Source organism: Dyella caseinilytica (assembly GCF_016865235.1).
Lineage (GTDB): Bacteria > Pseudomonadota > Gammaproteobacteria > Xanthomonadales > Rhodanobacteraceae > Dyella_B > Dyella_B caseinilytica.
In genome coordinates, this window is sequence record NZ_CP064030.1 from 2,939,947 (window position 1) to 2,963,593 (window position 23,647).

Here is a 23,647-nt window from a genome sequence, read left to right on the forward strand (position 1 = left end):
CAAAGGCCCTAAGAACGCGCTATATTGTGCACCGCACCATCTCGTGCTTGCCCCATGCCCTCTCACGCCTCCCTCATCCACCACTGGCAACGCCTGCGCGGCTCCGACCGCGTCGCCGAATGCTTGCGGGTGCTGATCGCCCTGTGCGGTGTGATCCTGTATTGCCTGACGACTCACCATGCCAGCGCGATGATTCCCGCCATGCTGGGTGTCATCGCCTGCGCGTTGGCCGAAACCGAAGATCACTGGCGCAGCCGCCTCAGCACCCTGTTGATTACGCTGATCTGCTTTGCCGGCGTGGCGTTTACCGTCGAATGGCTGCTGCCCTATCCGTTGGTGTTCGCGTTCGCTTTGGCCTTGATGACTTTTGTGCTGGTGATGCTGGGCGCCATCAGCGCACGCTACGCAACCGTCGCGGGTGGCACGCTGATCCTGGCCGTGTACACCATGATCGGGACCGACCAGCTCAATCCCTCTGCCGATTTGTTGAGCGAACCCGCGCCATTGTTGGCAGGCGCCGTCTGGTACGGGCTGCTATCCCTGCTTTGGGCGATGCTGTCACCGCAGCTCGCGGTGCGTCACGCGCTGGCTCGGGTCTTCGATACGCTGGCCGATTACCTGGAAAACAAGGCCGCGCTGTTCACACCCGTCCACGGCGTGGACCGGGACGCGCTGGCGCTGACCCTGGCCATGCAGAACGAGCGTGTCGTGGAAGCACTCAACGACACCCGCATCGTGCTCATCGACCGCATCGGCATGCGCCGCCCGCGCGGTGCAACCGCAGCGCGCCTGCAGCTTTATTTCAAGGCTCAGGATATCCATGAACGCATCAGCTCTTCGCATTATCCCTACGCGGCGCTGGCTGAAGCGTTCTATCACAGCGACATATTGTTCCGCTGCGAACATCTGCTGCGTTTGCAGGCACGCCACTGCCGTCAACATGCTGATGCGCTGCGACTGCGCCGCGCGCCCATCGGCGGAACGGACATGCCCGCAGCGCTTTCCGATCTGCGCGCTGCACTGGATGCCTTACGCAAGGACACCCTGGTACCTCCCCACCAGTTACTGCGTTCGCTCGATGCACTAGGGCGCAACATCTCCGCCATTCAGTCCTTGCTTGAAAACGAAGCGCCACCCATGGCTCACGCCGAAGGGGAGGACAGCACGCTGCAGAACCCGGGACCACAATCGCTGCGCGAAGCATGGCAGCGCATCAGCATCCAGCTCACGCCGCACTCCTCACGCTTCCGTCACGCGATCCGTCTTGCGCTTGCGCTGATGTCTGGATATGGCGTGCTGCACCTGATCCATACCCGGCATGGCTACTGGATTCTGTTGACCACCTTGTTGATCTGCCAACCCAGTTACGGCGCCACCCTCGCGCGCATGCTGCAGAGAGTGCTTGGGACCGTCATGGGCGTGATCATCGGCTGGGCCACCTTGCGCCTGTTGCCGACAGCTCCCTGGCAACTGCTGTTGATTGTGTTGTCGGGCGTGACATTCTTCGCCGCGCGCCTGCGGCGCTATACCATCGCCACGGCCGCCATCACCCTGTTCGTGGTGCTGTGCTTCAACCAAGCCGGCAACGGCTACGAGGTGATGTGGCCACGTCTGCTGGATACCCTGATCGGCGCCGGCATTGCAGCACTGTCCATCTACCTTGTTCTGCCCGACTGGCAGGGGCGCCAGCTCGACCAGATACTGTCCAACACCCTGCGCAACGACGCGCGCTACCTGCAGCAGATCATTGCGCAATATATCCACGGCAAGCGCGACGACCTGGCCTATCGCATCGCCCGGCGCGAAGCCCATAACGCCGACGCCGCCCTCAGCGGCATACTGGCCAACATGCTGCGCGAACCGGGTCGGCAACGGCGTGGCAACGAAGATCTGCTGAGATTCCTGACCATCGCGCACACCATGCTTGGGCATATTTCCGCATTGGGTGCACACCGGCAGGCCATCGACTGCAAGCAAGCCCGCGATACCGTCACCCTGGCTGGCAATCTCGCCGTCGCCAAGCTGGAACACCTCGCCGACACGCTGACCACCCCTACACCCGCCCCATCCGCCGCCCCTGAGACGGAACAAAGCATGACGCCGCACACGGATGGTGTTAACGATGAAACCGCCCGCCTGGTGCTCGGCCAGTTGGCCCTGATCCTGGCACACCGTGACCGGCTGGCCAGCGTGATCCGCGATATCCAGGCAGGTTGATGCGGGCTGCCAACGGCTCAAATCATGGTTGTTCAGCCCCTAGACGCATCTATTGGATCTCCGGATAGTTACACTTACAGGCGTACCCACAACTCCGAGGCGTCCGGCCTGCGGTTCCCACAAGGAATACGGCTTGACGTCCGTGATCCGAAAGATCACCAGGGTGAACACGGAAACGCGTTTGCCTCCCGGCTTGGAAAGGAGCACAGACCATGTCCCCGCTGGCTGATCGCTACGGCCGCAGGTTTCCGTATTTGCGATTGTCGGTGATTCCCGCGTGCAATTTCCGTTGCACGTATTGCCTGCCGCATGGATACCACGCCGATCCCAAGGCTGCCGGGCCGTTGTCGCTGGACGAGATCACCCGCCTGCTGCGCGGGTTCACCGAACTGGGCATGCACAAGCTGCGCATTACCGGCGGCGAACCCAGTGTGCGGAACGACCTTGCTGACATCCTGCGTGTGGCCGCCGCCGTACCGGGCGTCACCAAGCTGGCGATGACCACCAACGGCACCCTGCTCAGCCGCCGCCTTGGCGAATGGATGGATGCTGGCCTCAATGCGATCAACGTCAGCGTAGACAGTCTCGATCGCACGACATTCACACGCATCACCGGCCATGACCGTCTCGAGGACATCCTGCACGGCGTGGACATGGCGCTTGCCACAGACATGCCCTCGGTCAAACTCAACGCCGTGCTGCTGCGCGATGTCAACGACCGCGAACTGCCAACCTGGCTCGATTATCTGCGAGACCGTCGCATCGGCCTGCGCTTTATTGAACTGATGCAGACCGGCGACAATCTCCCGTTCTTCCGCGATCACCACGTCCGCGCCGAAACCTTGGAAACGCAGTTACTGGAATCGGGCTGGCAGGCTCTGCCACGCGCGGCGGATGCGGGCCCGGCACGCGAATACCGTCACGCGGATTACGCCGGCCGCATCGGCATCATCGCGCCGTATTCGAAGGACTTCTGCACCGGCTGCAACCGCCTGCGCGTCACCGCCACCGGCGACCTGCGCCTGTGCCTGTTCGGCGAGTTCGGCATACCGCTGCGTCGCTTCCTGCAGGCCGACGAACAACTGGAAGAACTGGTACAGGCCATCGGCGGTCAGATCGGCCGCAAGGAACAGGGCCATTTCCTGCACGAAGGCCGCACCGGCATCACCCCTCATCTCGCATCCACCGGAGGCTGATACATGCAAGAGCGCGAGGAAGGCGCCCATTTCCATATGGCGGATGTGCGCCACAAGCGCGTTACCGCACGCCGAGCGGTAGCCATCGGAGAATTGAGTGCCGGCGCCGACGCCTTTACGCAAATCGTCGAACGCCGCCTGCCCAAAGGCGATGCGATGACCATGGCCGAGATCGCGGGCTTGCAAGGTGCGAAAAACGCTTCACAGCTGATGCCGCTGTGTCATCCGCTACCACTGGAATACATTGACGTGCGTTGCGAGCCGGTCGGCGAGCGTCACGCCATCCGTGTCTATTGCGAGGTAGCCACCTTCGCGCGCACCGGCGTGGAAATGGAAGCACTGGCCGGCGCGAGTGCAGCATTGCTTACCTTGTACGATCTCACCAAACCGGTGGAGCCAGCGTTATCGTTCGGCGGCGTGCGCCTGCTGTTCAAGGAAGGCGGCAAGCGAGGCCTGTGGCTGCATCCGGAAGGCATGACGGATGCAGAACGCGAGCGTTATAAACCGCGCACCATCGCGCAGCTGGACACTATCCATGCCGCCGTCATCACGCTCAGCGACCGTGCAAGCCGCGGCGACTACACCGATATCTCTGGCCCTCTGCTGGTACAACGCCTGCGCGAACTCGGCGCTAACGTGACCGATGCCGAAGTGCTTGCCGACGAACCGGTGCAGCTCGCCGAACGCCTGCGGCAACTGGCATCCCACGGCGTGCGCCTGATTCTTTGTACCGGCGGCACCGGGCTGGGACCACGCGACCGCACACCCGAAGCCCTGGCGATGGTGGCCGATCGCCATGTCGACGGCATCGGCGAATTGTTTCGCACCGAAAGCAGCCAGCACACGCCGATGGCGTGGCTCAGCCGTGCTCACGCCGTGCTCATCGGCACTACGCTGGTGATTGCCTTACCCGGCAGCGCCAAGGCAGTCGCGCAAGGCATGGATATTCTCGCGCCAGTGCTATCGCACGCCTTGAGCATGGCCGCTGGCGGAGGGCACGCATGAGCCAGGACACGCTCGCTTACGAAGACGCGCTGCGCATCGTTCTGGCAGCCAGGACACGCTTGCCCGCGCAAGCGTGTCCGACAACGGCCTGCTTGGGTCGCGTCCTCGCCGAGCCACTGGTGAGCAAGGTGGATCTACCACCCTTCGACAACTCCGCGATGGATGGCTTCGCGCTGCGCGGCGATGCAGTGGTTCCTGCAGGCGCCGAACGGGATGTCGAAGGTGAACAAGCCGCTGGCGACGGCATTGCCCATGCACGTCACGGCGCGTGGGAAATCATGACCGGCGCACGCCTGCCGGATGGATTGGACCGCGTCATTCCCGTTGAACAAACCGAGCGGCTGTCATCGTCGCGCATTCGGCTGCTTGCCGACGTGACGCCGGGACAGAACGTGCGTCATGCCGGTTCGGATGTACGGCGCGGCCAAACCGTACTCGCTGCCGGAACCACACTGGCACCGCAACATCTGATGCTGCTGGCGTCACTGGGCCTGGGCGACGTATCCGTGATCGAGCGTCCCCGCGTCGCGGTGCTGTGCACCGGCCGCGAGCTGGTCGATGATCCGGCACAAACGCTCTCGCCCGGGCAGATCCGCAACTCCAACGGCCCCTTCCTCGCTGCGCGCCTGCCGCTGGCCGGTGCAGACGTGGTGCATGTGGAAACGGTCGGTGATGACGCCGTAGCCTTCGAAGCCGCGCTACGCCGCGCCCTTGATGCAGGCGCGCAACTGATCATCTCCAGCGGTGCCGTATCGATGGGCCGCTACGATTTCGTACCACAGGCGTTGGAACACATCGGCGCGGAAACCCTGTTCCACAAAGTCGCCATCCGCCCCGGCAAGCCGCTGCTATGTGCGCGTTTACCCGGCAACGCCCTGCTGTTTGGCCTGCCCGGCAATCCGATCGCCGTAGCGGTGGGGCTGCGCTTCTTCGTCGAACCCGCCCTGCGCGTGATGCTCGGTCTGCCGCAGGAGATGCCGCGCCGCGTTCCTTTGTTCAACGCGTACAGCAAAAAGCCGCGCCTACGCTTTCATCTGAAAAGCCGCCTGCGCATTGATGGCGAAGGGCGCTTGGCGATAGAGGTACTTGGCGGACAGGAGTCCTACCGCATCCAGCCACTGGCCGACGCGAATGCGTGGGCCGTCGTTCCCGCCGATATCGATGCTCTGGCTGCTGGCAGCCTGGTCGACGTCTACGGACCCGGTCATCTTGAATTTCCTCTGCCCTGCGAGAGCCCTATATGAAGCGGCGCATCACCTTGTTCGGCGCCCTGCGCGATGCCGATGCACGTGGCTTCATCGAAATCGATGTCGCAGATGGCAGCACGGTTGCTGAGCTGCGCGATGTCGTGCAGCACTATCTGCGGGAACACGCGCCGGGCATTAGCCCGAACCTGATCCAGCGCTCCGCGTTCGCCAGCCAGGACGAGATCCTGCACAACCACCGCAGCGTGCCGGAAAATGGCGAGCTGGCCATCTTGCCGCCGGTGAGTGGGGGTTAATCTTATGACCGACATTTACACGGCCGTTGTCGATATCGTCCATGCGCCGTTGAATCCCTCTGCTGCGCTCGATTTCGTCTCCGATCCGCGCTTTGGCGGCATCACCACATTCATCGGTCGCGTGCGCCAGCACAATCTGGGGCGCGTCGTTACCGGCGTCAGCTACGACCTGTTCGAACCGCTGGCGCTGCGCACCTTCCAGGCGATTGCCGACCGCGCTCGCCAGGAAGTCGGTGGCCCGATGAAGCTCTACATCGCGCACGCCAAAGGTGATCTGCGCATCGGCGATCTGGCTGTTGTCGTTGCGGCAGCCACACCGCATCGCGATGAAGCATTCCGCGCGTGCCGACTGGCAATCGAGGCAGTCAAACACGAAGCACCGATCTGGAAGCAGGAACACTACGTCGACGGCGACAGCGCATGGAGCGAAGGCTGCTCGCTGTGCGAAGAGCACCGGGCCGCGGAATTGGCTGCGGTCAAGCGGGCCGGTGACACGCATGGGCATGGGCACTGAACCCATGCATCGCATCGGCGTGGTACTCGCCGGCGGGCTTTCCTCGCGCATGGGGCGCGACAAAGCGATGCTTTCGTGGCACGGACGCCCCTTGATTGAACATCAGATCGCCATGCTGCAAGCGGCAGGCGTCGATACAGTCCACGTCAGCGGCGATCGCCCCGATTACCAGGGCATTGCCGATCCTGTGGCGCATGCCGGACCGCTCGGCGGCATCGCCGGTATTGCGGCTAACTGCAGCGATGGCGATCTGCTGATCGTTCCAGTCGATATGCCGCGGCTGCAATCTGCTTTGCTTCGGCAACTGCTTGAGGCATCCACGCCATCCGGCAGCACACACTTTACCGGTCATGTGCTGCCCATGCGTTTGCGACTGGATGACACCTGCCGCACAGCATTGAAGGCGTTGATGGCCGCGAACGACCATCGCATGCGCTCACTGCGTGCCTTGCAGGAGCGCGTTGGCGTCAGTGTCATCCCGTTGAATGCCGAAGATGAAATGCAATTGATCGACTGCAATACGGAAGAAACCTGGCGCGAGGTCTGTGAATGAGAGTGCAACTGGAAGGTCAGACACTACGGCTACGCGTCGATGAAGCCGAGCTTGCGCTATTACTGGCCGGTGGCGTAGCCGAAAACCGCACGCACCTGCCGGATGGCCGCGTGGAAGTGCAACAGGTCCGATTGGCGGCACAACTCGATTGGCGGCGCGACGAGGCCAACTGGCATATCGGGCTGCCTGAGCCCGAAGTCCGCGCATTAAGCATGCGCTTGCCATCACGCGATGGATTGAGTTTCGACATCCCCACCCCTGGCGACGCCCCTCTGCAATTGCTGTTCGATGTCGATGTGCGGGATAGCGCACGCAAACGCCTGCATAAACCTTCCGAAGGAGACGCATCATGAATGTCATACGACGTTGCCGGACAGCATTCGTTTGCGCACTGGTCATGTTTTGCATCGCCGCCACGGCAGCCGATACCCCTGTACTACGTGTGGCCTACGCGGGCTCCATGGGCGTGGTGATGGACAACGCCGCCGGCCCGGCTTTCGCCAAAACGCATAACGCGACCTACCAAGGTACCGGCCAGGGATCCTACGCGCTGGCGCATCTGCTAGCCGCACACCAGATGCAGGCCGATGTCTTCGTCACCATCACGCCCGGCCCCATGCAAGTGCTTAAGCAAGCAGGCATGGTGACGCAAGCCGTACCCGTCGCCAGCACGCAGATGGTGATCAGCTACAGCCCGCATAGCCGTTTCGCAGCCGATTTCGCCGCAGCAGCCCAAGGCAAGAAGAATTGGTATGACGTACTGAGCGAGCCCGGGTTACATCTGGGTCGTACCGACCCTGCGATCGATCCGCAAGGCGCCAATGCGCTGTTGACCCTGCAACTGGCCGCGGACTATTACCATCGCCCCGATATGCTGCAGAAGATTGCAGGTGACCCGCAGAACACCGCTCAAATCTTTACCGAGCCATCGCTGATGTCGCGCCTGGAAGCGGGACAAATCGATGCGGCCATCAGTTATCTCAGCGCGGCGCAATCGCATCACCTGCCAACCATCAACCTGCCTGACGAAATCAACCTGGGTAACCCGGCGATGCAGGCACCGTGGTACGACCGTGCGTCCATCACGCTGAGCAACGGCAAGACCCTGAAAGTGCAACCGCTGGTCTTTTATGCCGCGGTGCTTAGCAATGCGCAGCAACCGCAACTGGCACGCGATTTCGTCACCTTTCTGCAGAGCCCGGAAGGACAGACGATGTTCCGCGACCATGGCTATAGTGCGCCACGCGGATCCGCTCTGTGACTTGTGCGCGATCGCAAATCTCGCCACACCGTCATCTCCGCGAAAGCGGGAATGACCGCTAGGATGTGATGCATGAGCGCAAGTACGTATCACTCACGCCTACCTGTGATGGCAAGCGCTGTCACGCTATTGCTTCTGGCAGCACCTTTCGTAGGTCTTGCACTTGCGACCCATTGGAGCGACTTCCGTTTTGCCGATGGCGACGGCAGCGCCGTCGTGGTGTCACTGGTCTACAGTCTGCTTGCGCTGATCCTGATCATCGCGCTGGGTACGCCACTGGCTTGGTGGTTGGCGCGCTATCCGATGCGCGGCAAATGGCTGATCGATGCCTTACTGCTGCTCGCACTCCTGACACCGCCGCTGGCATTAGGTTTATTGCTGGCCTCCATGTACGGACCTTACGGTCCTGCCGGTAACTTGCTGGAACGGGCCGGACTGGTGCTTACCAATTCCGCACCAGCCTTCGTCATGGCGCAGTTCTACAGTGCGCTGCCCTATTACGTAATCGCAGCACGCGCTGCCTTCGAAAGCGTGCCGCGCGAACTGGAACAGATGGCCCTTACCCTTGGCCATTCACCCTGGCGCAGTTTTCTGCATGTCAGTTTGCCGCTCGCGAGGTTGGGGCTTGCCGCTGCCGTTGCGCTGGCGTGGGTGCGGGCACTGGGTGAATTCGGCGCTGTGCTGATCGTGGCCTATTACCCACAGGGGATTCCAGTGAAGCTGTGGGTGAATCTACAAAATGTGGGCCTCAGTGCGGTCTATCCGCTGCTATGGGTGTTTTTTCTCGTAGCCATGCCGATGCCGCTGATCCTTGGCCTTGCAGCCCGCCGGCGGCATCTGATCTGATGCACATCAACTACGCCATCCAGCATCCCATTGCGCTGCATGCAGCTTTCGATGTCGAAGGATTCACCGTGCTGCTGGGTGTCAGCGGTGAAGGCAAATCACTGCTGTTGCGCGCCATCGCCGGTCTTGTTCCTGCGCAGGGCGAACCGTTTGGAGGTTTGGCCGCGCAGCATCGCGCGGTCGGTTATCTGCCCCAAGGCTACGCGCTGTTTCCGCATTTGAATGCGTGGCAGAACGTCGCTTTCGCCTTGCGCGGCACGCAACGCAAACAACAGGCCATGCAACTGCTGGAGCGCGTACACATGGCCGAATTCGCCGAGCGCTATGCGGCGACGCTGTCGGGGGGACAGCAGCAGCGCGTCGCACTGGCGCGCGCCATCGCACGCCGTCCGCAATTGCTGCTGTTGGATGAACCCACTTCGGCGCTTGATCCGGTCACCCGCGACGACGTCATCGCCGAGTTGATCGCCGAGGTGCATGAATTTGGCATTCCCACGCTGGCTGTCAGCCATGACCCGCACCTGGCTGCGGTAGCTGACCGACTGGTGCTGATGCACCAACGCAACATCATCCAGATCGGCACACCGGAAGCGGTCTATGCCAAACCGGTCAACGGTGCCGCTGCGCGTTTGCTCGGTTATCGCAATGTGCACTACGGGCACATCGATGGTGCACCGGGTGCATGGCGGTTAGTCTGGCCGGAGGGCGGCATGGCGCTTCCGATCGATGAGCAGCTCAAGCCTGGAACCAGCGTCGAATGGACGATCGATCCAGCGGCCATTCGGATCATGGATGCGCAACATGCGCCGCGCCACGCCATTCCGGCGCTGATCGAGGTTCGGCATGTCGATAGCCACATCACTCAGCTGGGCGTGCGCTGCGGCCAAGGCCGGCTTTGGGTCTCGGTGCCTCGCGATATGTCCATACCGGAAACGCCGATGATCCATCTGCCTTCCGAGGCGATTCATTACTGGCCGCGATAAGTCCCATCCCATCGTCCCAACACGAGCTACGATGACGAGCGTGTTATTCGCGACCCGCCACGATTGTCTTGCGATCCAGTTCCTCTAATCGCTGCACCCCCAACTTCGCCAACGGTTCCAAACCTTCACCGCCGCTCTCAAGGTGCGCCACGATCTGTTTGCGCATGCCAGGTTCCCAGAAGCGCTTGAGATGATCGGCAATGCCCGCCACCGCCGCAGCCTGATCCGGCTCGGCCCCGAAGTAACGGCTGATATCGTTGGCCATCGCAACCAGGCGCTCGACGTTCATGCCCGGACTCCGGCTGTGTGCAGCAACCGCTGTGGATGCGTGTAGACAACATAGTGGCCGGGTCGTGCGAAACCCACCAGGGTCAGGTGAGTGCTCTCGGCCAGATGAATGGCCAAGGCGGTAGGTGCCGAAATCGCAGCCATGAAAGTGATACCCGCGCTGGCGGCCTTGGTTACCATCTCGTAACTGGCGCGGCTGGTCACCACCAAAAAGCCCTGCTCGGGGTCGACATTCGCCTTGACCATGGCTCCGATCAGCTTATCTAGCGCGTTGTGCCGGCCAACATCTTCGCGGACCATCGCAATGCCGCCATCGATGCAGCACCACGCAGCGGCGTGCACCGAACCGGTGGCTGCATTGACCGGCTGCGCGGCACGCAGCGCATCCAGTGCGCGCTCCAGCGCCGCGGATTCGATACGGCGTCCCTCGCCCACCGCCGCCGGATGGCGCACGGCATCTTCCAGCATGCGTGCGCCGCATAATCCGCAACCGCTGCGTCCTGGCAACAAACGTTCACCGCCGCTGCCAGCGCGCTGCTCGATGGTGCCGGATACGACCTGCATGGCCAGCTCGACGCCTTCCAGACGAGGACGCACTTCGATCGACTTCAGCTCCGCTTGCGTTCCGACCAAGCCTTCACTCAGCGAAAAACCCAGCGCAAAGTCCTCCAGATCCAGCGGCGTCACCATCATGACCGCAAACGGCACATCGTTATAGACCATCGCCACCGGCACTTCTTCGGTGATTGCATCGCTCACCTGCTCGTGCTCGCCACGGCGATAACGATCGACACGGCGAGTCACGTAGCCATGACCGATGGCGGAGGTTTCAGGGCGTTTCGGCAGCATCCAGCAGCGCCTGTTGTTCGTGAGAGAAAACCTTATAACGCTTCTGCCACTCCGAAGGTTGGCTGACGCGTGTGACTTGCACCGCCGTCACTTTGTACTCGGGGCAGTTGGTGGCCCAATCGGAGTTTTCCGTGGTGATGACATTGGCGCCCGACCCCGGGAAATGGAACGTGGTGTAGACCACACCGGGCTGCATACGCTCCGATATCCGTGCCCGCAGCACGGTCTGTCCGGCTCGGCTCTCGATGCCAACCCAGTCATTGTCCTGGATACCGCGCTCTTCGGCATCGTGCGGATGAATTTCCAGACGATCCTCGTCATGCCACATCACATTGGCAGTGCGGCGCGTCTGCGCACCGACATTGTATTGGCTGAGAATGCGACCGGTGGTCAGGATCAGCGGATGTTCCGCGTTGACTTTTTCGGACGTCGGTACGTATTCGGTCAGCATGAACCGGCCTTTGCCGCGCACGAATTCCTCAACATGCATGACAGGTGTGCCTTCCGGATGCTGCGCGTTACACGGCCACTGGATCGAACCGAGCTGATCGATCTTATCGAAACTGACACCGTTGAAGGTTGGGGTAAGCCGTGCAATTTCGTCCATGATCTCGGACGGATGTTTGTAATGCATGGGATAACCCATGGCATTGGCCAGCAGCTGTGTGACCTCCCAGTCGGCATAGCGCCCCTTGGGTTCCATGACCTTGCGCACGCGCGATATACGGCGCTCAGCATTGGTGAACGTGCCGTCTTTTTCGAGGAACGAACAACCGGGCAGGAAGACGTGCGCGAACTTGGCCGTTTCATTGAGAAACAGATCCTGCACCACCACGCATTCCAACGCTTCCAATGCTGCTGTGACATGCTGTGTGTTCGGATCGGACTGCGCGATATCTTCGCCCTCGATATAGAGCCCCTTGAAGCTCCCATCCAGCGCGGCCTCGAACATATTAGGAATGCGCAGACCCGGCTCGTCGTACAGCGACACACCCCAAGCTTCTTCGAATGAAGCGCGCACTTTGGCGTCGCCTACATGCCGATAGCCGGGAAATTCATGCGGAAAGGAACCCATGTCGCAGGAGCCCTGCACATTGTTCTGCCCACGCAGCGGATTCACCCCCACACCTTCGCGGCCGATGTTGCCCGTTGCCATTGCGAGGTTCGCAATCGCCATTACCGCGGTGGAACCTTGCGAGTGCTCCGTAACACCAAGCCCGTAGTAAATCGCCGCATTGCCGCCAGTCGCGTACAACCGTGCAGCGCGGCGCACCAGCTCGGCAGGCACGCCGGTGTCGGCCTCCATCGCCTCTGGACTGTATTTGTCCTGCGCCACGAACGTGCGCCATTTTTCAAACGCGTCATGCTCACAGCGCGCGGCGACGAAGTCCTCATTCACCAGGCCTTCGGTGACAATCACATGAGCCAGGGTATCGAGCACCGCAACGTTGGTGCCCGGCTTGAGCTTGAGATGGTAATCCGCCTGGATGTGCGGCGTGCGCACCAGATCGATACGACGCGGATCGATCACGATCAGCCTGGCGCCAGCACGCAGACGACGTTTCATCTGAGAACCAAAGACTGGATGCGCGTCCGTCGGATTGGCGCCGATCACCAGCACCACATCGGTCTGCTCAATGGAGTCGAAATCCTGTGTTCCGGCCGACTCACCCAACGTAGCCTTCAGGCCGTAGCCGGTTGGTGAGTGGCAGACACGAGCGCAGGTATCTACATTGTTGTTGCCGAAACCGGCACGAACCAGTTTCTGCACCAGGTAAGTCTCCTCGTTAGTGCAACGCGAAGACGTAATGCCGCCAATGGAGAACTTGCCGTACGTCGCTTGTAGCCGCTTGAACTCGCTGGCGACGTGCGCAATGGCTTCATCCCAGCTCACGATCCGCCATGGATCGCTGATTTTCTGCCGAATCATTGGCGTATTGATGCGATCCGGGTGGGTGGCATAGCCGATGGCAAAACGACCCTTGACGCAGGAATGGCCATGATTGGCATGGCCATCCTTGTTCGGCACCATGCGGACAATTTCCTCGCCTTTCATCTCGGCACGGAAACTGCAACCGACGCCACAATAGGCGCAGGTAGTGATCACGCTATGCTCCGCTTGGCCGCGGTCGATCAGCGACTTTTCCGAAAGTGTCGCCGTAGGACATGCCTGCACGCAGGCGCCGCAGGATACGCATTCGGAATCCAGGAAGCGATCGTTCTGGCTGGCCGAAACCTTCGACTCGAAACCGCGCCCCTGAATGGTCAATGCGAAGGTGCCTTGCACCTCCTCGCAGGCACGTACGCAGCGTGAGCAGACGATGCACTTAGAAGGATCGAAGGTGAAGTACGGATTCGATTCGTCCTTCGGGGCAAAGTGAGGATTCGCCTCGCCTTGACGGCCCTTTGCGAACACGTGATTCGCGCCGTCATAGCCGTAACGCACTTCGCGCAACCCTACCACCCCGGCCATATCCTGCAGTTCGCAATGACCGTTTGCGGGACAGGTGAGGCAATCCAGCGGATGATCGGAGATATACAACTCCATCACGCCGCGGCGAATCTCGGCCAGCTTCGGCGTCTGCGTACTGACCTTCATCCCTTCGATCACTGGCGTGGTGCATGAGGCCGGGTAGCCTTTTCGTCCCTCGATCTCCACCAGGCAAAGGCGGCAGGAACCGAACGCTTCCAGCATGTCGGTCGCGCATAGCTTGGGAATGTTGATGCCAGCCTGCGCAGCGGCACGCATGACCGAGGTACCTTCTGGCACGTTGATACTTCGACCGTCGATCTCCAGCGTCACCAGCGTGTCAGATTTTACGGCGGGTGTACCGCGATCGATTTCGACAATGGACAACATGACGAACTACCTCCTCGAACCTCTGCGACGACGGCATTAACCCTCCGTCCTTCAACGGCGAGAGCTAAGTCTTCGCGCCTTCAAAATCTTCATGAAAATGATCGATAGCACTCAGCACCGGAAACGGCGCCATGCCGCCCAGTGCACAAAGCGAACCGGCCAGCATGGTCTGACATAGATCCCGCAGCAGCACTTCGTTGCGCTCACGCTCCGCCGCATCGCCGGCGATGATCCGATCAATCACCTCCACGCCGCGGGTGGAACCGATACGGCATGGCGTGCACTTGCCGCAAGACTCGATCGCGCAAAACTCCATCGCAAAACGGGCTTGCCTGGCCATGTCGACCGTATCGTCGAACACCACTACGCCTCCGTGGCCGACCATGCCGCTGATGGCAGCAAACGCTTCATAGTCAATCGGCGTGTCCAGTCTCGACTCGGGGATGTAGGCACCCAACGGTCCTCCAACCTGCACCGCGCGGATGCGGCGGCCGCTGGCGGTGCCACCACCGTAATCTTCGATCAGTTCGCGCAGGGTCAAACCGAACGCACACTCAACGAGTCCCGGCCGTTTAACGTTGCCTGCCAGTTGCAACGGCAAGGTACCGCGCGAGCGCCCGCTGCCGTAGTCGCGATAGAACGTGGCGCCGCGCTCCAGAATGATGGGCACGCTCGCCAGCGTGATCACGTTGTTGATCACAGTGGGCTTGCCGAACAAGCCCTGGACAGCGGGCAAAGGCGGCTTGAAACGCACCTGCCCGCGCCTGCCTTCCAGGCTTTCGAGCAATGAGGTTTCTTCGCCACAGATATAAGCACCGGCTGCCATACGCACTTCGAGGTGAAAGGCCTTGCCGCTGCCGCAGATATCATCGCCAAGATAGCCGCTGGCTCTGGCCGCTTCGATCGCCGCTTCCAGTGCACGTTGCGCATGCGGATACTCGATGCGCAGATAGATATAGCCCTGCGTAGCGCCGACAGCGAGCGCAGCAATGGTCATCCCTTCGAGCAACGCGAAGGGATCGCCTTCCATCAGCATGCGGTCGGCGAATGTGCCTGAGTCGCCTTCATCCGCGTTGCAGACGATGTATTTCCGATCCGCTTCCGCATCAAGGCAGGTTTTCCACTTGATGCCCGTGGGAAATGCCGCGCCACCACGGCCACGAAGGCCCGAGTCAGTGACGGTTTGCACCATCGCCACCGGCCCCATCTGTAACGCGGATGCGAGTCCGCGATAACCGCCATGCGCACGGTAATCATCGAGGCTGCGCGGATCGATGACGCCCACCCGCGCAAACGTGAGACGCTGCTGGTTCTTCAACCACGGCATCTCCTCGGTCAGCCCTAGCGCGAGTACGTCTTCACCGCCCTGCAGGAAACCGGCGTCGAACAGTGCTGAAACGTCATCCGCCTGCACCGGTCCGTAAGCGATCCGCCCCTTATCCGTCTGCACCTCGACCATCGGTTCCAGCCAGTACAGACCACGCGAGCCATTACGCACGATGCGCACGTCGACATGGCGAAGCTCCGCCTCGGCGGCGATAGCGATCGCGACCTCTTCGGCCCCCAGTGACAACGCACTGGCATCGCGCGGTACATAGACGGTGACGCTCATGTCGCCTCCGCTTTCAGCCATGCGTCGAAACTCGCCGGCGTAACTCGCCCCTTCAAGGCGTCATCAACCATCATCGCTGGCGAGCAGGCGCAATTACCGAGGCAATACACCGGCTCGAGTGTGAACACGCCGTCGGCGGTCGTTTCATGGAAATCCACACCCAGCCGATGCTTCACGTGCTTTTCCAGCGCTGCGGCACCCATCGCCTGGCACGACTCCGCGCGGCATAGATAAATGACGCGTTTGCCCGCCGGTCGCGTGCGAAAGAAGTGATAAAACGACACCACGCCATGCACATCGGCGCGTGAGAGATTCATCTCGCGTGCAATCAGCGGGATCGACTCCTCGGGTATATAACCTACCGACGCCTGTATGCCGTGTAGCACGGGCAGCAGCGCACCCGGCTGGTCTTTCAGCCGGGTGGTGATTTGCAGAATCGCGTCACGGAGCTTGTCATCGATGGGCGGCAGCGCGGCGACGTTCTTGACAGGCTTCATGAATGACATCGACCTCAAAACAATGCGGCGGCCTTGCTGAGCGCAATCCATACACCGATCAGGAAGGGAATGCCCACCAGCGCCCAGGCAACGATGCCCATCGCGCCAAAACCACCGCGCGCCGCCTGGCTGGCGTTGGCCGTGACGTGAGGCGCCTCATGCTGCAATGAGCGTTCGCGCTCCAGCTCCTCATCGGTCATATGGTGCGCTTCATTGACCGGCTTGACCAGCAGATTGGCGATCAGGCCGATGAACAGCAAACCGGCCAGGATGTAGAGCGTGCGGTCGTAAACCAGGCTTTTGGCTACACCGGCATCCAACTGCGCTTGCCGTACCGCCGCGATCAGGAACGGCCCGGCAATGCCTGCCACCGACCACGCCGTCAGCAGCCGCCCGTGGATCGCGCCAACCATTTGTGTACCGAAAATGTCGGACAGGTAAGCCGGCACCGTGGCGAAGCCACCGCCATACATGGAGATAATGACGCACACGGCAATCACGAACATGCCAGCCAGCCCCAGGTGCCCCAGCGTAGGCAGGCTGCAATACAGCAGGATGCCAAGCACGAAGAACACGACATAGGTGTTCTTGCGACCGATGAAGTCGGAGGTGGAGGCCCAGAAAATGCGCCCCAGGCTGTTGAACAAGCTGATCAGGCCAACCAGACCCGCCGCTGATGCCGCGATCGCTGCCTTCTGCGCAGTTGTCAGAACACCGCCGCCATCCAGTCCGAGCAGGCGACCGCCGAACACGTCCTGCAGCATGGGGCTGGCCATGGAAATCACGCCGATGCCGGCAGTGACGTTCATGCACAGCACGATCCAGATCATCCAGAACTGCGGCGTTTTCCAGGCGCGGTTCAAATGTACGTGATTGCGGGTAATGAGCTTACTGGCCGAAGCCGGCGGCGTCCAGCCGGCGGGCAGCCAACCGTTAGGCGGCACGCGAAAACCGAATGCACCAGCCGACATCGCGACGAAATACAGGATGCCCATCACGATCAAGGTGCTGGCGACGCCAGGAATCTCGCCGTGGGCGAAACGCGCCATCAGCGCAACAGCAATAGGCGCACCAATCATCGCGCCGCCACCATAGCCCATGATCGCGAAGCCCGTGGCCAAGCCGCGGCGATCCGGAAACCACTTGATCAGCGTGGACACAGGGGTGATGTAACCCAGCCCTTGTCCTATTCCGCCAAGCACACCACAACCCAGAAACGTCAGCCAGAGCTGATGCATCGATACGCCGATGCCGCCAATGACCAATCCGCCACCCCAGCACAAGGCTGCAATGAAACCGGCCTTGCGCGGACCTGCGTGCTCAAGCCAACCGCCCCAAATGGCGGCCGAAATGCCGAGCATGGCAATAAAGGTTTCGAAAATATGCGTGACGGCCGGCACCGTCCAATTGCATGACGTGGCGAAAAGCTGCGCAAAAAAACCGGCACTTCCGCAACTCGGCGCGCCCGGCACCAATTTGCTCATCGGTAGCCAGAACACCGAAAAACCATAGGCCATGCCGATGCATAAATGGATGGCCAAAGCTGCCGGCGGCACCAGCCAGCGATTGAAACGCGGACCGGCAATGATGCGTTCCCTCGCTAACAATCCCGGCGTCTTTCCCCCAGACGCCGTTACAGCCTCAGGCACGACAGTCATGATCGTCTCCCAAAGTCAGCATGGGACAACTGATGCATCGCGTTGGCGACATGGGTGACTGTAGCCTAAGCCGCATGCAAAAAGTCTACGCGTCAAAAACCCTGTTTACTGCTACGCAGCATGTCATGTGCAACGCTGCAGCCTGTCATATTTCAAGCACTGAAATGCACGCACATTTTTGATGCACGAACTATTTCAGATGTTCGTGCGGTGCAATATTCACCCTGCCTCGCTCATGCTGGCAAAGCTTGTCACGCGTAAGGACGGATCGGGGAACAGTACAAAAAACCATCAGCGCACGGCGAGCCGCGCTTGTACTTCGGCATAGATCCGCGCGCGCTTGGCCGAAAACCAGCTCAGCACACCGGTGACCGGCATCGGCAGCAAACCCTTGAAACGCGTTGCTGCGGCGATCCGCTGCAAGTGTGCGCTATGAAAATCAGCAAAAGCTTCAGCAAGTTCCGGGGTGACGAATGGCGTTTCCACATATTCATCCAGCAAGGCGCCGAGCAGCGCTGCTGCACGACGGGCTATTTCCTTGTTTGCCTGCGTCACCGTCGTATCGCCTTGCGGAACGTCGTAGGCAACTTCGATGGCCTTGACCAGTTGCCTGAACTCGGTGGCATGCAAGGGGCGGCATGTAATGGGCGCCTTGGACCGCATCGACAACCAAGCCTGATCGTTACGCCCAAGCGCACCGGAATGGCGCGTCGCTATGTCAACGGCATCGACATAGCTGTACGCATATTCGCCCATCAACTCGATCGCCAATTCCTCGCGCACCATCGGTACATCACGACGCACGCCATCGCGGCCGTACCAGCGGATGTATTCGGGCGTGATGTGATTGAAACTGCCACGCGGCGGCCGCTGGAAAAGACGTTCTTCCGCATCGCCCCACAAAAAGGGATGCACCGATTTCATGCCGGCTGCTCGTGCCGCAAGCACACGATCCAGCAACACTTCCGCGGTGACTAGTTCGTGGTGGTATTCGCCGAAGAGACTGTCGTCATCGGCATGCGCGAAATAGACAAAACGAATTTGGCGCGTCACGCGTGCCGCACGCCGAGCTCGCTTGGCCGGATCATTCAAGCGGCGTTTCCAGACACGCAGACGATAGCCAAGCCCGGAAGATTCCGTGACTGGCTGCGGCGCCTGTGCGCCATGGGCTGACGGCATATTGCTGAGCAGAGCAGTCACTTCACGATTGGATACGTTGGTGACATCCATGGCTTGATCGCCATCGAATGCCTGCGCGGAAGCTTCCGAATCACACATAACGACACCCTCAAACAACAAGCCCGCGTGGCAATGTCCATCGCCATTCGCAGTGCATTGAAGAATTGCCTTCACATTCCATGGCACAGAGAGAGCACGCCTCGGCAGCGCGAAACCTTTTCCGGTCGTCATGGCCGCACGAAACCGCACGCACTGGAGCAACAAGCTCCAACGCGTCACGGACAACGTCGCGAATACCTTCGCCGTGAACGGATTTACCGGAGGGGAAGCCGGCGCATCCGCAAAACTCCTGCTTCCGTCAGGAACAGCCGGATCAGTCCGGTGCACACCTCATGCGTGTGTGCACGGAATCCGCGTGTTCATTCAAAAAAGCAAAAAAGCTGTCGTGAAGTCCGACACGAATACCGAGGGGGAAATCGTTCGCGGGACTGCACACGCTTGCATGTCTCGTTCGCCTGCCCGGCGATCTGCACACAAGCGTCCTGGGGATCGCCCATTATAACGAGTCACAGGTCACAAAAGTTAAATTCGTGACTAATGACACATGCTTTTTTTCGAACGAAGGTTTGAAAGATTTGCGTTCCAAATGCCCCATTCCGTCGTCCCGGCGAAGCTGTCAAAGTGCGGGCGGCCCCTTGAGTTCAACCATGTTGCCTTGCGGATCAAATAGATAAATCGACGGCCCCTCACCCTTGGCCCCGTAGCGGCTGCCGATATCGCCGACATGGACGCCATGCGCCTTGAGGTGGGCAATGATGGCCGCCTCGTCATACCCATCCACGCTCAGGCATAGATGGTCCATGTTGTGCCCTTCCGTCCCCGGTCCAGCCCCGCCATGGCACCCCAGCTTGCTGCCGATGCTTACCAGGTCGATCAGAGAATGGCCCGCACGCAGTTGCACGAGCCCAATCTCTTCCTGGCGGCGCTCCACCGTGCAGCCGAGCACGTCGCAGTAGAAGGCTTGCATGATAGGAACGTCGTAGACGCGCAGGACCACGTGATCGATCTGTTCGATGCGGAAAGGGGGCTTGTTCATGATGTTCAGCTCTCGCCGATGGTTACACCCTCTCCCCTCCGGGGAGAGGGTTGGGGTGAGGGGCCACGCTTGCGGTAGTGCCTGTTAACACTGAGGACCGCTGCCTTAACTGTTGCGGGCTTCGTAAAAATTTCAAGGCAAGATTGCCCCCCTCACCCCAGCCCTCTCCCCAAAGGGGAGAGGGAGCCATGCATCCTGGCGCGAGGTATAATTGCGGCCTTGATGTACATGGTGGGAGAAGCGGGTCAGCCCCGCTGCCGAAGGCGCAACGCCCGTAATCGCTCAGGCCCCATACCGCCGTGGACCAAGACTCTGGAGAGACCGGTTGAATCCGGCGCCGAAGGGGCACGAAGCGGATGTTCCCCGCTTCCAAACTCTCAGGCAAAAGGACAGAGGGGCGCCCCGCGTGCGGCCTGCACGCGATTTTCGGACGCCTTTGCCATGAGTCAGAATCACACCCCTTCGCTGCGCGAACTAGAGCACCATCACGCCTTTATCGAGCGCCATATCGGCCCCAACGATGCCGAGATCGCGCAGATGCTGCACGTGATTGGCCACGCATCGCTGGAAGCGATGACCGACGCCATCGTGCCCGGCCAGATCAAATCGCAGCAGCCGCTGGCGCTGGCTCCCAGCGTCACGGAAGAAGAGGCGCTGGCCAAGATCCGCGCGATCGCGCGCAAGAACAAGGTGTTCAAAAATTTCATCGGCCAGGGTTACTACGGCACGCTCACGCCGAACGTTATCCTGCGCAACATCCTGGAGAACCCGGCGTGGTACACCGCGTATACGCCGTACCAGGCAGAGATCTCGCAAGGTCGCATGGAAGCGCTGATCAACTTCCAGACCATGGTCGCCGATCTCACCGGCATGGATATTTCCAACGCCTCGCTGCTGGACGAAGCCACTGCGGCTGGCGAAGCCATGACGCTGGCCAAGCGCTCGGCCAAGTCCAAGTCGAACGTGTTCTTCGTCGCCAACGATGTGAACCCCCAGACGCTGGAAGTGCTGCATACCCGCGCTGATGGCGTCGGCATCGCGTTGCACGTGGGCGAACCGTCGGAAGCGTCGAGTGTCGACAGCTTCGGTGTGCTGCTGCAGTACCCCAACACCTACGGCCAGATTCAAGATTACGCAGCCGTGGCTGACGCGGTGCACGCGCGTGGTGGCATCGTCGCCGTCGCGACCGATCTGCTGGCGCTGACGCTGATCGCTTCGCCCGGCTCGTGGGGCGCGGACATCGTGATTGGCAACAGCCAGCGTTTCGGCGTGCCGTTCGGCTTTGGTGGCCCGCATGCGGCTTACCTCGCCTGCCGCGATGCATATAAGCGTTCGATGCCGGGCCGCCTGATCGGCGTCTCTGTGGATGCAGAAGGCAAGCCCGCTTATCGCCTCACTCTGCAGACGCGCGAACAGCACATCCGTCGCGAGAAGGCCACCTCCAACATCTGCACCGCGCAGGTGCTACTCGCCGTGATGGCCAGCATGTACGCCGTGTATCACGGCCCGGAAGGCCTGCAACGCATTGCGCGTCGCACCCATCGCCTCACGGCGATTCTTGCTGCCGCATTGCGTAGCGCCGGCATGACGGTCGGCGGCAACTTCTTCGACACCTTGCACATCACCCATGTCGATGCCGACGCTATCCATGCCAAGGCCGTCAGCAAGGGCCTGAACCTGCGTCAGATCCATGGTCAGGCTGTCGGTATCAGTCTGGACGAAACCACCACGCGCGCCGATGTGCAGGCGCTGGCCGAGCTGTTCGGCGCCGACCTCGGTGATATCGACGAAGCCGATGCCAACACGCCGGACGCCCTGCCCGCCGCGCTGCTGCGCAAGACGCCGTTCCTGCAACATCCGGTATTCAACACGCACCACAGCGAACACGAACTGCTGCGCTACATGCGTTCGCTGGCCGACAAGGATCTGGCGATGGATCGCACCATGATCCCGCTGGGCAGCTGCACCATGAAGCTCAACGCCACCGCCGAGATGATTCCGGTGACGTGGCCGGAATTCGGCCAGATCCACCCGCTGGCGCCCGCTGATCAGACGCAGGGTTACAAGCAGCTGATCGACGAGTTGGAAGCGATGCTGGTGGAATGTACCGGCTACGATGCGGTCAGCCTGCAGCCGAACTCCGGTGCGCAAGGCGAATATGCCGGTCTGCTGGCGATCCGCGCCTATCACCGCTCGCGCGGCGAAGAACATCGCGACATCTGCCTGATCCCCGAATCCGCCCATGGCACCAATCCGGCTTCTGCACAGATGTGCGGCATGACCGTGGTCGTGACCAAGTGCGACAACAACGGCAACGTCGATGTGGAAGACATCCGCGCCAAGGCCGAGAAGTATTCCGATCGCCTCGCTGCGCTGATGATCACTTACCCCTCCACGCACGGCGTGTTCGAGGAAGACGTGGTGCGCATCTGCGAAATCGTCCATCAGCACGGCGGCCAGGTCTACACCGATGGCGCCAACATGAATGCGCTGGTCGGCTTGGCCAAGCCCGGCAAGTGGGGCTCGGACGTCTCGCACCTGAATTTGCACAAGACCTTCTGCATTCCGCACGGCGGCGGCGGCCCGGGCGTGGGTCCGTGCGCGGTGAAGTCGCATCTCGCTCCGTTCCTGCCGCGCACACTCGGCGGTGAAGGCACGGTCGGCATGGTGAGCGCGGCCAGCTTCGGCAGCGCCAGCATCCTGCCGATCAGCTGGATGTACATCACGCTGATGGGCCAGGAAGGTCTGCGCAAGGCCACCCAGGTGGCACTGCTCAACGCCAACTACATCGCCAAGCGCCTCGCCCCGCACTACGAGACGCTGTACACCGGCCGCAATGGCCTGGTGGCACACGAGTGCATCCTCGATCTGCGTCCGCTCAAGGACAGCACCGGCATCAGCGCCGAAGACGTGGCCAAGCGCCTGATCGATTTCGGCTTCCATGCGCCGACGCTCAGCTTCCCGGTCGCCGGCACTTTGATGGTGGAGCCGACCGAAAGCGAATCGCAGCACGAACTGGATCGCTTCATCGACGCGATGATCCAGATCCGCGACGAAATCCGCGCCGTAGAAGATGGCCGCCTGGATCGTGAGGACAATCCTCTCAAGAACGCGCCACACACTGCGACGATGGTGACTGGCACCGAGTGGACGCACACCTATCCGCGCGAACTCGCCGCCTTCCCGCTGCCCAGCCTGCGTCTGCAGAAGTACTGGTCGCCGGTAGCGCGTGTGGACAACGTCTATGGCGACAAGAATGTGATGTGTGCGTGCATTCCGATCGATGCGTACAAGGAAGAGGCTGAGGCGTAAGCGGCTTCTGCATAACTTGAAAAGGACCCCGCTCAAGGCGGGGTCTTTTTTTGCCGCACGTCGGGTTAAAACCCAAACCGCAAACCCTCAACCTTACCGTCGTCCCGGCGAAGGCCGGGACCCAGTGTCTTTCGCCGTGATGCCCAGAAAGTCGCCAGGTCCCGGCCTTCGCCGGGACGACGGTGCATTTGCAGTCTGCAGAAATGAAGGTTTCAATCAT

General features: G+C 61.1%; 20 protein-coding genes and 3 riboswitches. Of the genes, 12 read left to right on the top strand and 8 right to left on the bottom strand.

All coding sequences use genetic code 11. The annotated features are described in order from the left end of the window. Nucleotides 1–54 precede the first annotated feature (54 nt). The 11 genes from yccS to ISN74_RS12700 all read left to right on the top strand — a co-directional run bounded on the left by yccS (nucleotide 55) and on the right by ISN74_RS12700 (nucleotide 10,076). Nucleotides 55–2,217 (top strand): YccS family putative transporter, encoded by a 2,163-nt coding sequence (yccS, locus tag ISN74_RS12650; RefSeq protein ID WP_188801133.1) that lies wholly within the window; start codon nucleotides 55–57, stop codon nucleotides 2,215–2,217. 80 nt (nucleotides 2,218–2,297) lie between these two features. Continuing rightward, nucleotides 2,298–2,437, top strand: a riboswitch (molybdenum cofactor riboswitch). Further along, nucleotides 2,430–3,413 carry a GTP 3',8-cyclase MoaA gene (gene moaA / locus ISN74_RS12655; RefSeq protein WP_188801134.1) on the top strand — a complete coding sequence of 328 codons (984 nt, stop codon included), beginning with the start codon at nucleotides 2,430–2,432 and terminating at the stop codon, nucleotides 3,411–3,413. It overlaps the preceding riboswitch by 8 nt. A 3-nt stretch (nucleotides 3,414–3,416) precedes the next feature. Next, on the top strand, nucleotides 3,417–4,418 hold the full coding sequence (moaCB, locus tag ISN74_RS12660) for a bifunctional molybdenum cofactor biosynthesis protein MoaC/MoaB (protein ID WP_188801136.1): 1,002 nt from the start codon (nucleotides 3,417–3,419) through the stop codon (nucleotides 4,416–4,418). Next, the gene (locus tag ISN74_RS12665) at nucleotides 4,415–5,662 is read left to right on the top strand and encodes a molybdopterin molybdotransferase MoeA (protein WP_188801138.1); all 1,248 of its coding nucleotides are present in this window, start codon (nucleotides 4,415–4,417) and stop codon (nucleotides 5,660–5,662) included. Before moaCB ends, ISN74_RS12665 begins: the two co-directional genes overlap by 4 nt. Further along, nucleotides 5,659–5,919, top strand: a complete 261-nt coding sequence (locus tag ISN74_RS12670) for a MoaD/ThiS family protein (RefSeq protein ID WP_188801140.1) — start codon at nucleotides 5,659–5,661, stop codon at nucleotides 5,917–5,919. The genes ISN74_RS12665 and ISN74_RS12670 overlap by 4 nt, the downstream gene beginning before the upstream one ends. A gap of 4 nt (nucleotides 5,920–5,923) precedes the next feature. After that, nucleotides 5,924–6,433: a molybdenum cofactor biosynthesis protein MoaE gene (locus tag ISN74_RS12675; RefSeq protein WP_188801142.1), complete on the top strand. Its 510-nt coding sequence runs from the start codon at nucleotides 5,924–5,926 to the stop codon at nucleotides 6,431–6,433. After that, entirely contained in the window at nucleotides 6,417–6,986 is a 570-nt protein-coding gene (mobA, locus tag ISN74_RS12680; protein WP_229679400.1) for a molybdenum cofactor guanylyltransferase, read from the top strand. The genes ISN74_RS12675 and mobA overlap by 17 nt, the downstream gene beginning before the upstream one ends. Next, complete coding sequence (locus ISN74_RS12685) at nucleotides 6,983–7,339, top strand: hypothetical protein (protein ID WP_188801144.1); 357 nt, start codon at nucleotides 6,983–6,985, stop codon at nucleotides 7,337–7,339. Before mobA ends, ISN74_RS12685 begins: the two co-directional genes overlap by 4 nt. Next, nucleotides 7,336–8,247 (top strand): extracellular solute-binding protein, encoded by a 912-nt coding sequence (locus ISN74_RS12690; RefSeq protein WP_188801146.1) that lies wholly within the window; start codon nucleotides 7,336–7,338, stop codon nucleotides 8,245–8,247. The genes ISN74_RS12685 and ISN74_RS12690 overlap by 4 nt, the downstream gene beginning before the upstream one ends. A gap of 72 nt (nucleotides 8,248–8,319) precedes the next feature. Next, a complete protein-coding gene (locus ISN74_RS12695) occupies nucleotides 8,320–9,093 on the top strand; it encodes an ABC transporter permease subunit (protein WP_188801147.1) in 774 nt (257 codons plus the stop codon). Continuing rightward, nucleotides 9,093–10,076 (top strand): ABC transporter ATP-binding protein, encoded by a 984-nt coding sequence (locus ISN74_RS12700; protein ID WP_188801149.1) that lies wholly within the window; start codon nucleotides 9,093–9,095, stop codon nucleotides 10,074–10,076. Before ISN74_RS12695 ends, ISN74_RS12700 begins: the two co-directional genes overlap by 1 nt. Before the next feature lie 43 nt (nucleotides 10,077–10,119). Here ISN74_RS12700 and ISN74_RS12705 read toward each other — a convergent pair whose 3' ends face one another. From ISN74_RS12705 to ISN74_RS12740, 8 genes are all read right to left on the bottom strand, one after another. Beyond that, complete coding sequence (locus tag ISN74_RS12705; RefSeq protein WP_188801151.1) at nucleotides 10,120–10,365, bottom strand: formate dehydrogenase subunit delta; 246 nt, start codon at nucleotides 10,363–10,365, stop codon at nucleotides 10,120–10,122. Then, nucleotides 10,362–11,213, bottom strand: coding sequence for a formate dehydrogenase accessory sulfurtransferase FdhD (fdhD, locus tag ISN74_RS12710; protein ID WP_188801153.1), 852 nt, complete (start codon nucleotides 11,211–11,213; stop codon nucleotides 10,362–10,364). Before fdhD ends, ISN74_RS12705 begins: the two co-directional genes overlap by 4 nt. Next, a complete protein-coding gene (gene fdhF, locus ISN74_RS12715) occupies nucleotides 11,194–14,073 on the bottom strand; it encodes a formate dehydrogenase subunit alpha (protein WP_188801155.1) in 2,880 nt (959 codons plus the stop codon). The genes fdhD and fdhF overlap by 20 nt, the downstream gene beginning before the upstream one ends. A 64-nt stretch (nucleotides 14,074–14,137) precedes the next feature. After that, nucleotides 14,138–15,685 carry a formate dehydrogenase beta subunit gene (locus ISN74_RS12720; protein ID WP_188801157.1) on the bottom strand — a complete coding sequence of 516 codons (1,548 nt, stop codon included), beginning with the start codon at nucleotides 15,683–15,685 and terminating at the stop codon, nucleotides 14,138–14,140. Next, nucleotides 15,682–16,182 (bottom strand): formate dehydrogenase subunit gamma, encoded by a 501-nt coding sequence (locus ISN74_RS12725; protein ID WP_188801159.1) that lies wholly within the window; start codon nucleotides 16,180–16,182, stop codon nucleotides 15,682–15,684. The genes ISN74_RS12720 and ISN74_RS12725 overlap by 4 nt, the downstream gene beginning before the upstream one ends. A gap of 14 nt (nucleotides 16,183–16,196) precedes the next feature. Further along, complete coding sequence (locus ISN74_RS12730) at nucleotides 16,197–17,840, bottom strand: OFA family MFS transporter (RefSeq protein ID WP_188801161.1); 1,644 nt, start codon at nucleotides 17,838–17,840, stop codon at nucleotides 16,197–16,199. A 291-nt stretch (nucleotides 17,841–18,131) separates the two neighbouring features. Further along, the gene (locus ISN74_RS12735; RefSeq protein WP_188801163.1) at nucleotides 18,132–19,118 is read right to left on the bottom strand and encodes a hypothetical protein; all 987 of its coding nucleotides are present in this window, start codon (nucleotides 19,116–19,118) and stop codon (nucleotides 18,132–18,134) included. A 577-nt stretch (nucleotides 19,119–19,695) separates the two neighbouring features. Next, nucleotides 19,696–20,115, bottom strand: a complete 420-nt coding sequence (locus tag ISN74_RS12740; RefSeq protein ID WP_188801165.1) for a VOC family protein — start codon at nucleotides 20,113–20,115, stop codon at nucleotides 19,696–19,698. A 222-nt stretch (nucleotides 20,116–20,337) separates the two neighbouring features. Further along, nucleotides 20,338–20,422: riboswitch (glycine riboswitch) on the top strand. A gap of 3 nt (nucleotides 20,423–20,425) precedes the next feature. Next, nucleotides 20,426–20,510: riboswitch (glycine riboswitch) on the top strand. A 46-nt stretch (nucleotides 20,511–20,556) separates the two neighbouring features. On the opposite strand from ISN74_RS12740, the gene gcvP reads away from it, so the two are divergent. After that, nucleotides 20,557–23,427, top strand: a complete 2,871-nt coding sequence (gcvP, locus tag ISN74_RS12745) for an aminomethyl-transferring glycine dehydrogenase (RefSeq protein WP_188801167.1) — start codon at nucleotides 20,557–20,559, stop codon at nucleotides 23,425–23,427. The last annotated feature ends 220 nt before the right edge of the window (nucleotides 23,428–23,647 follow it).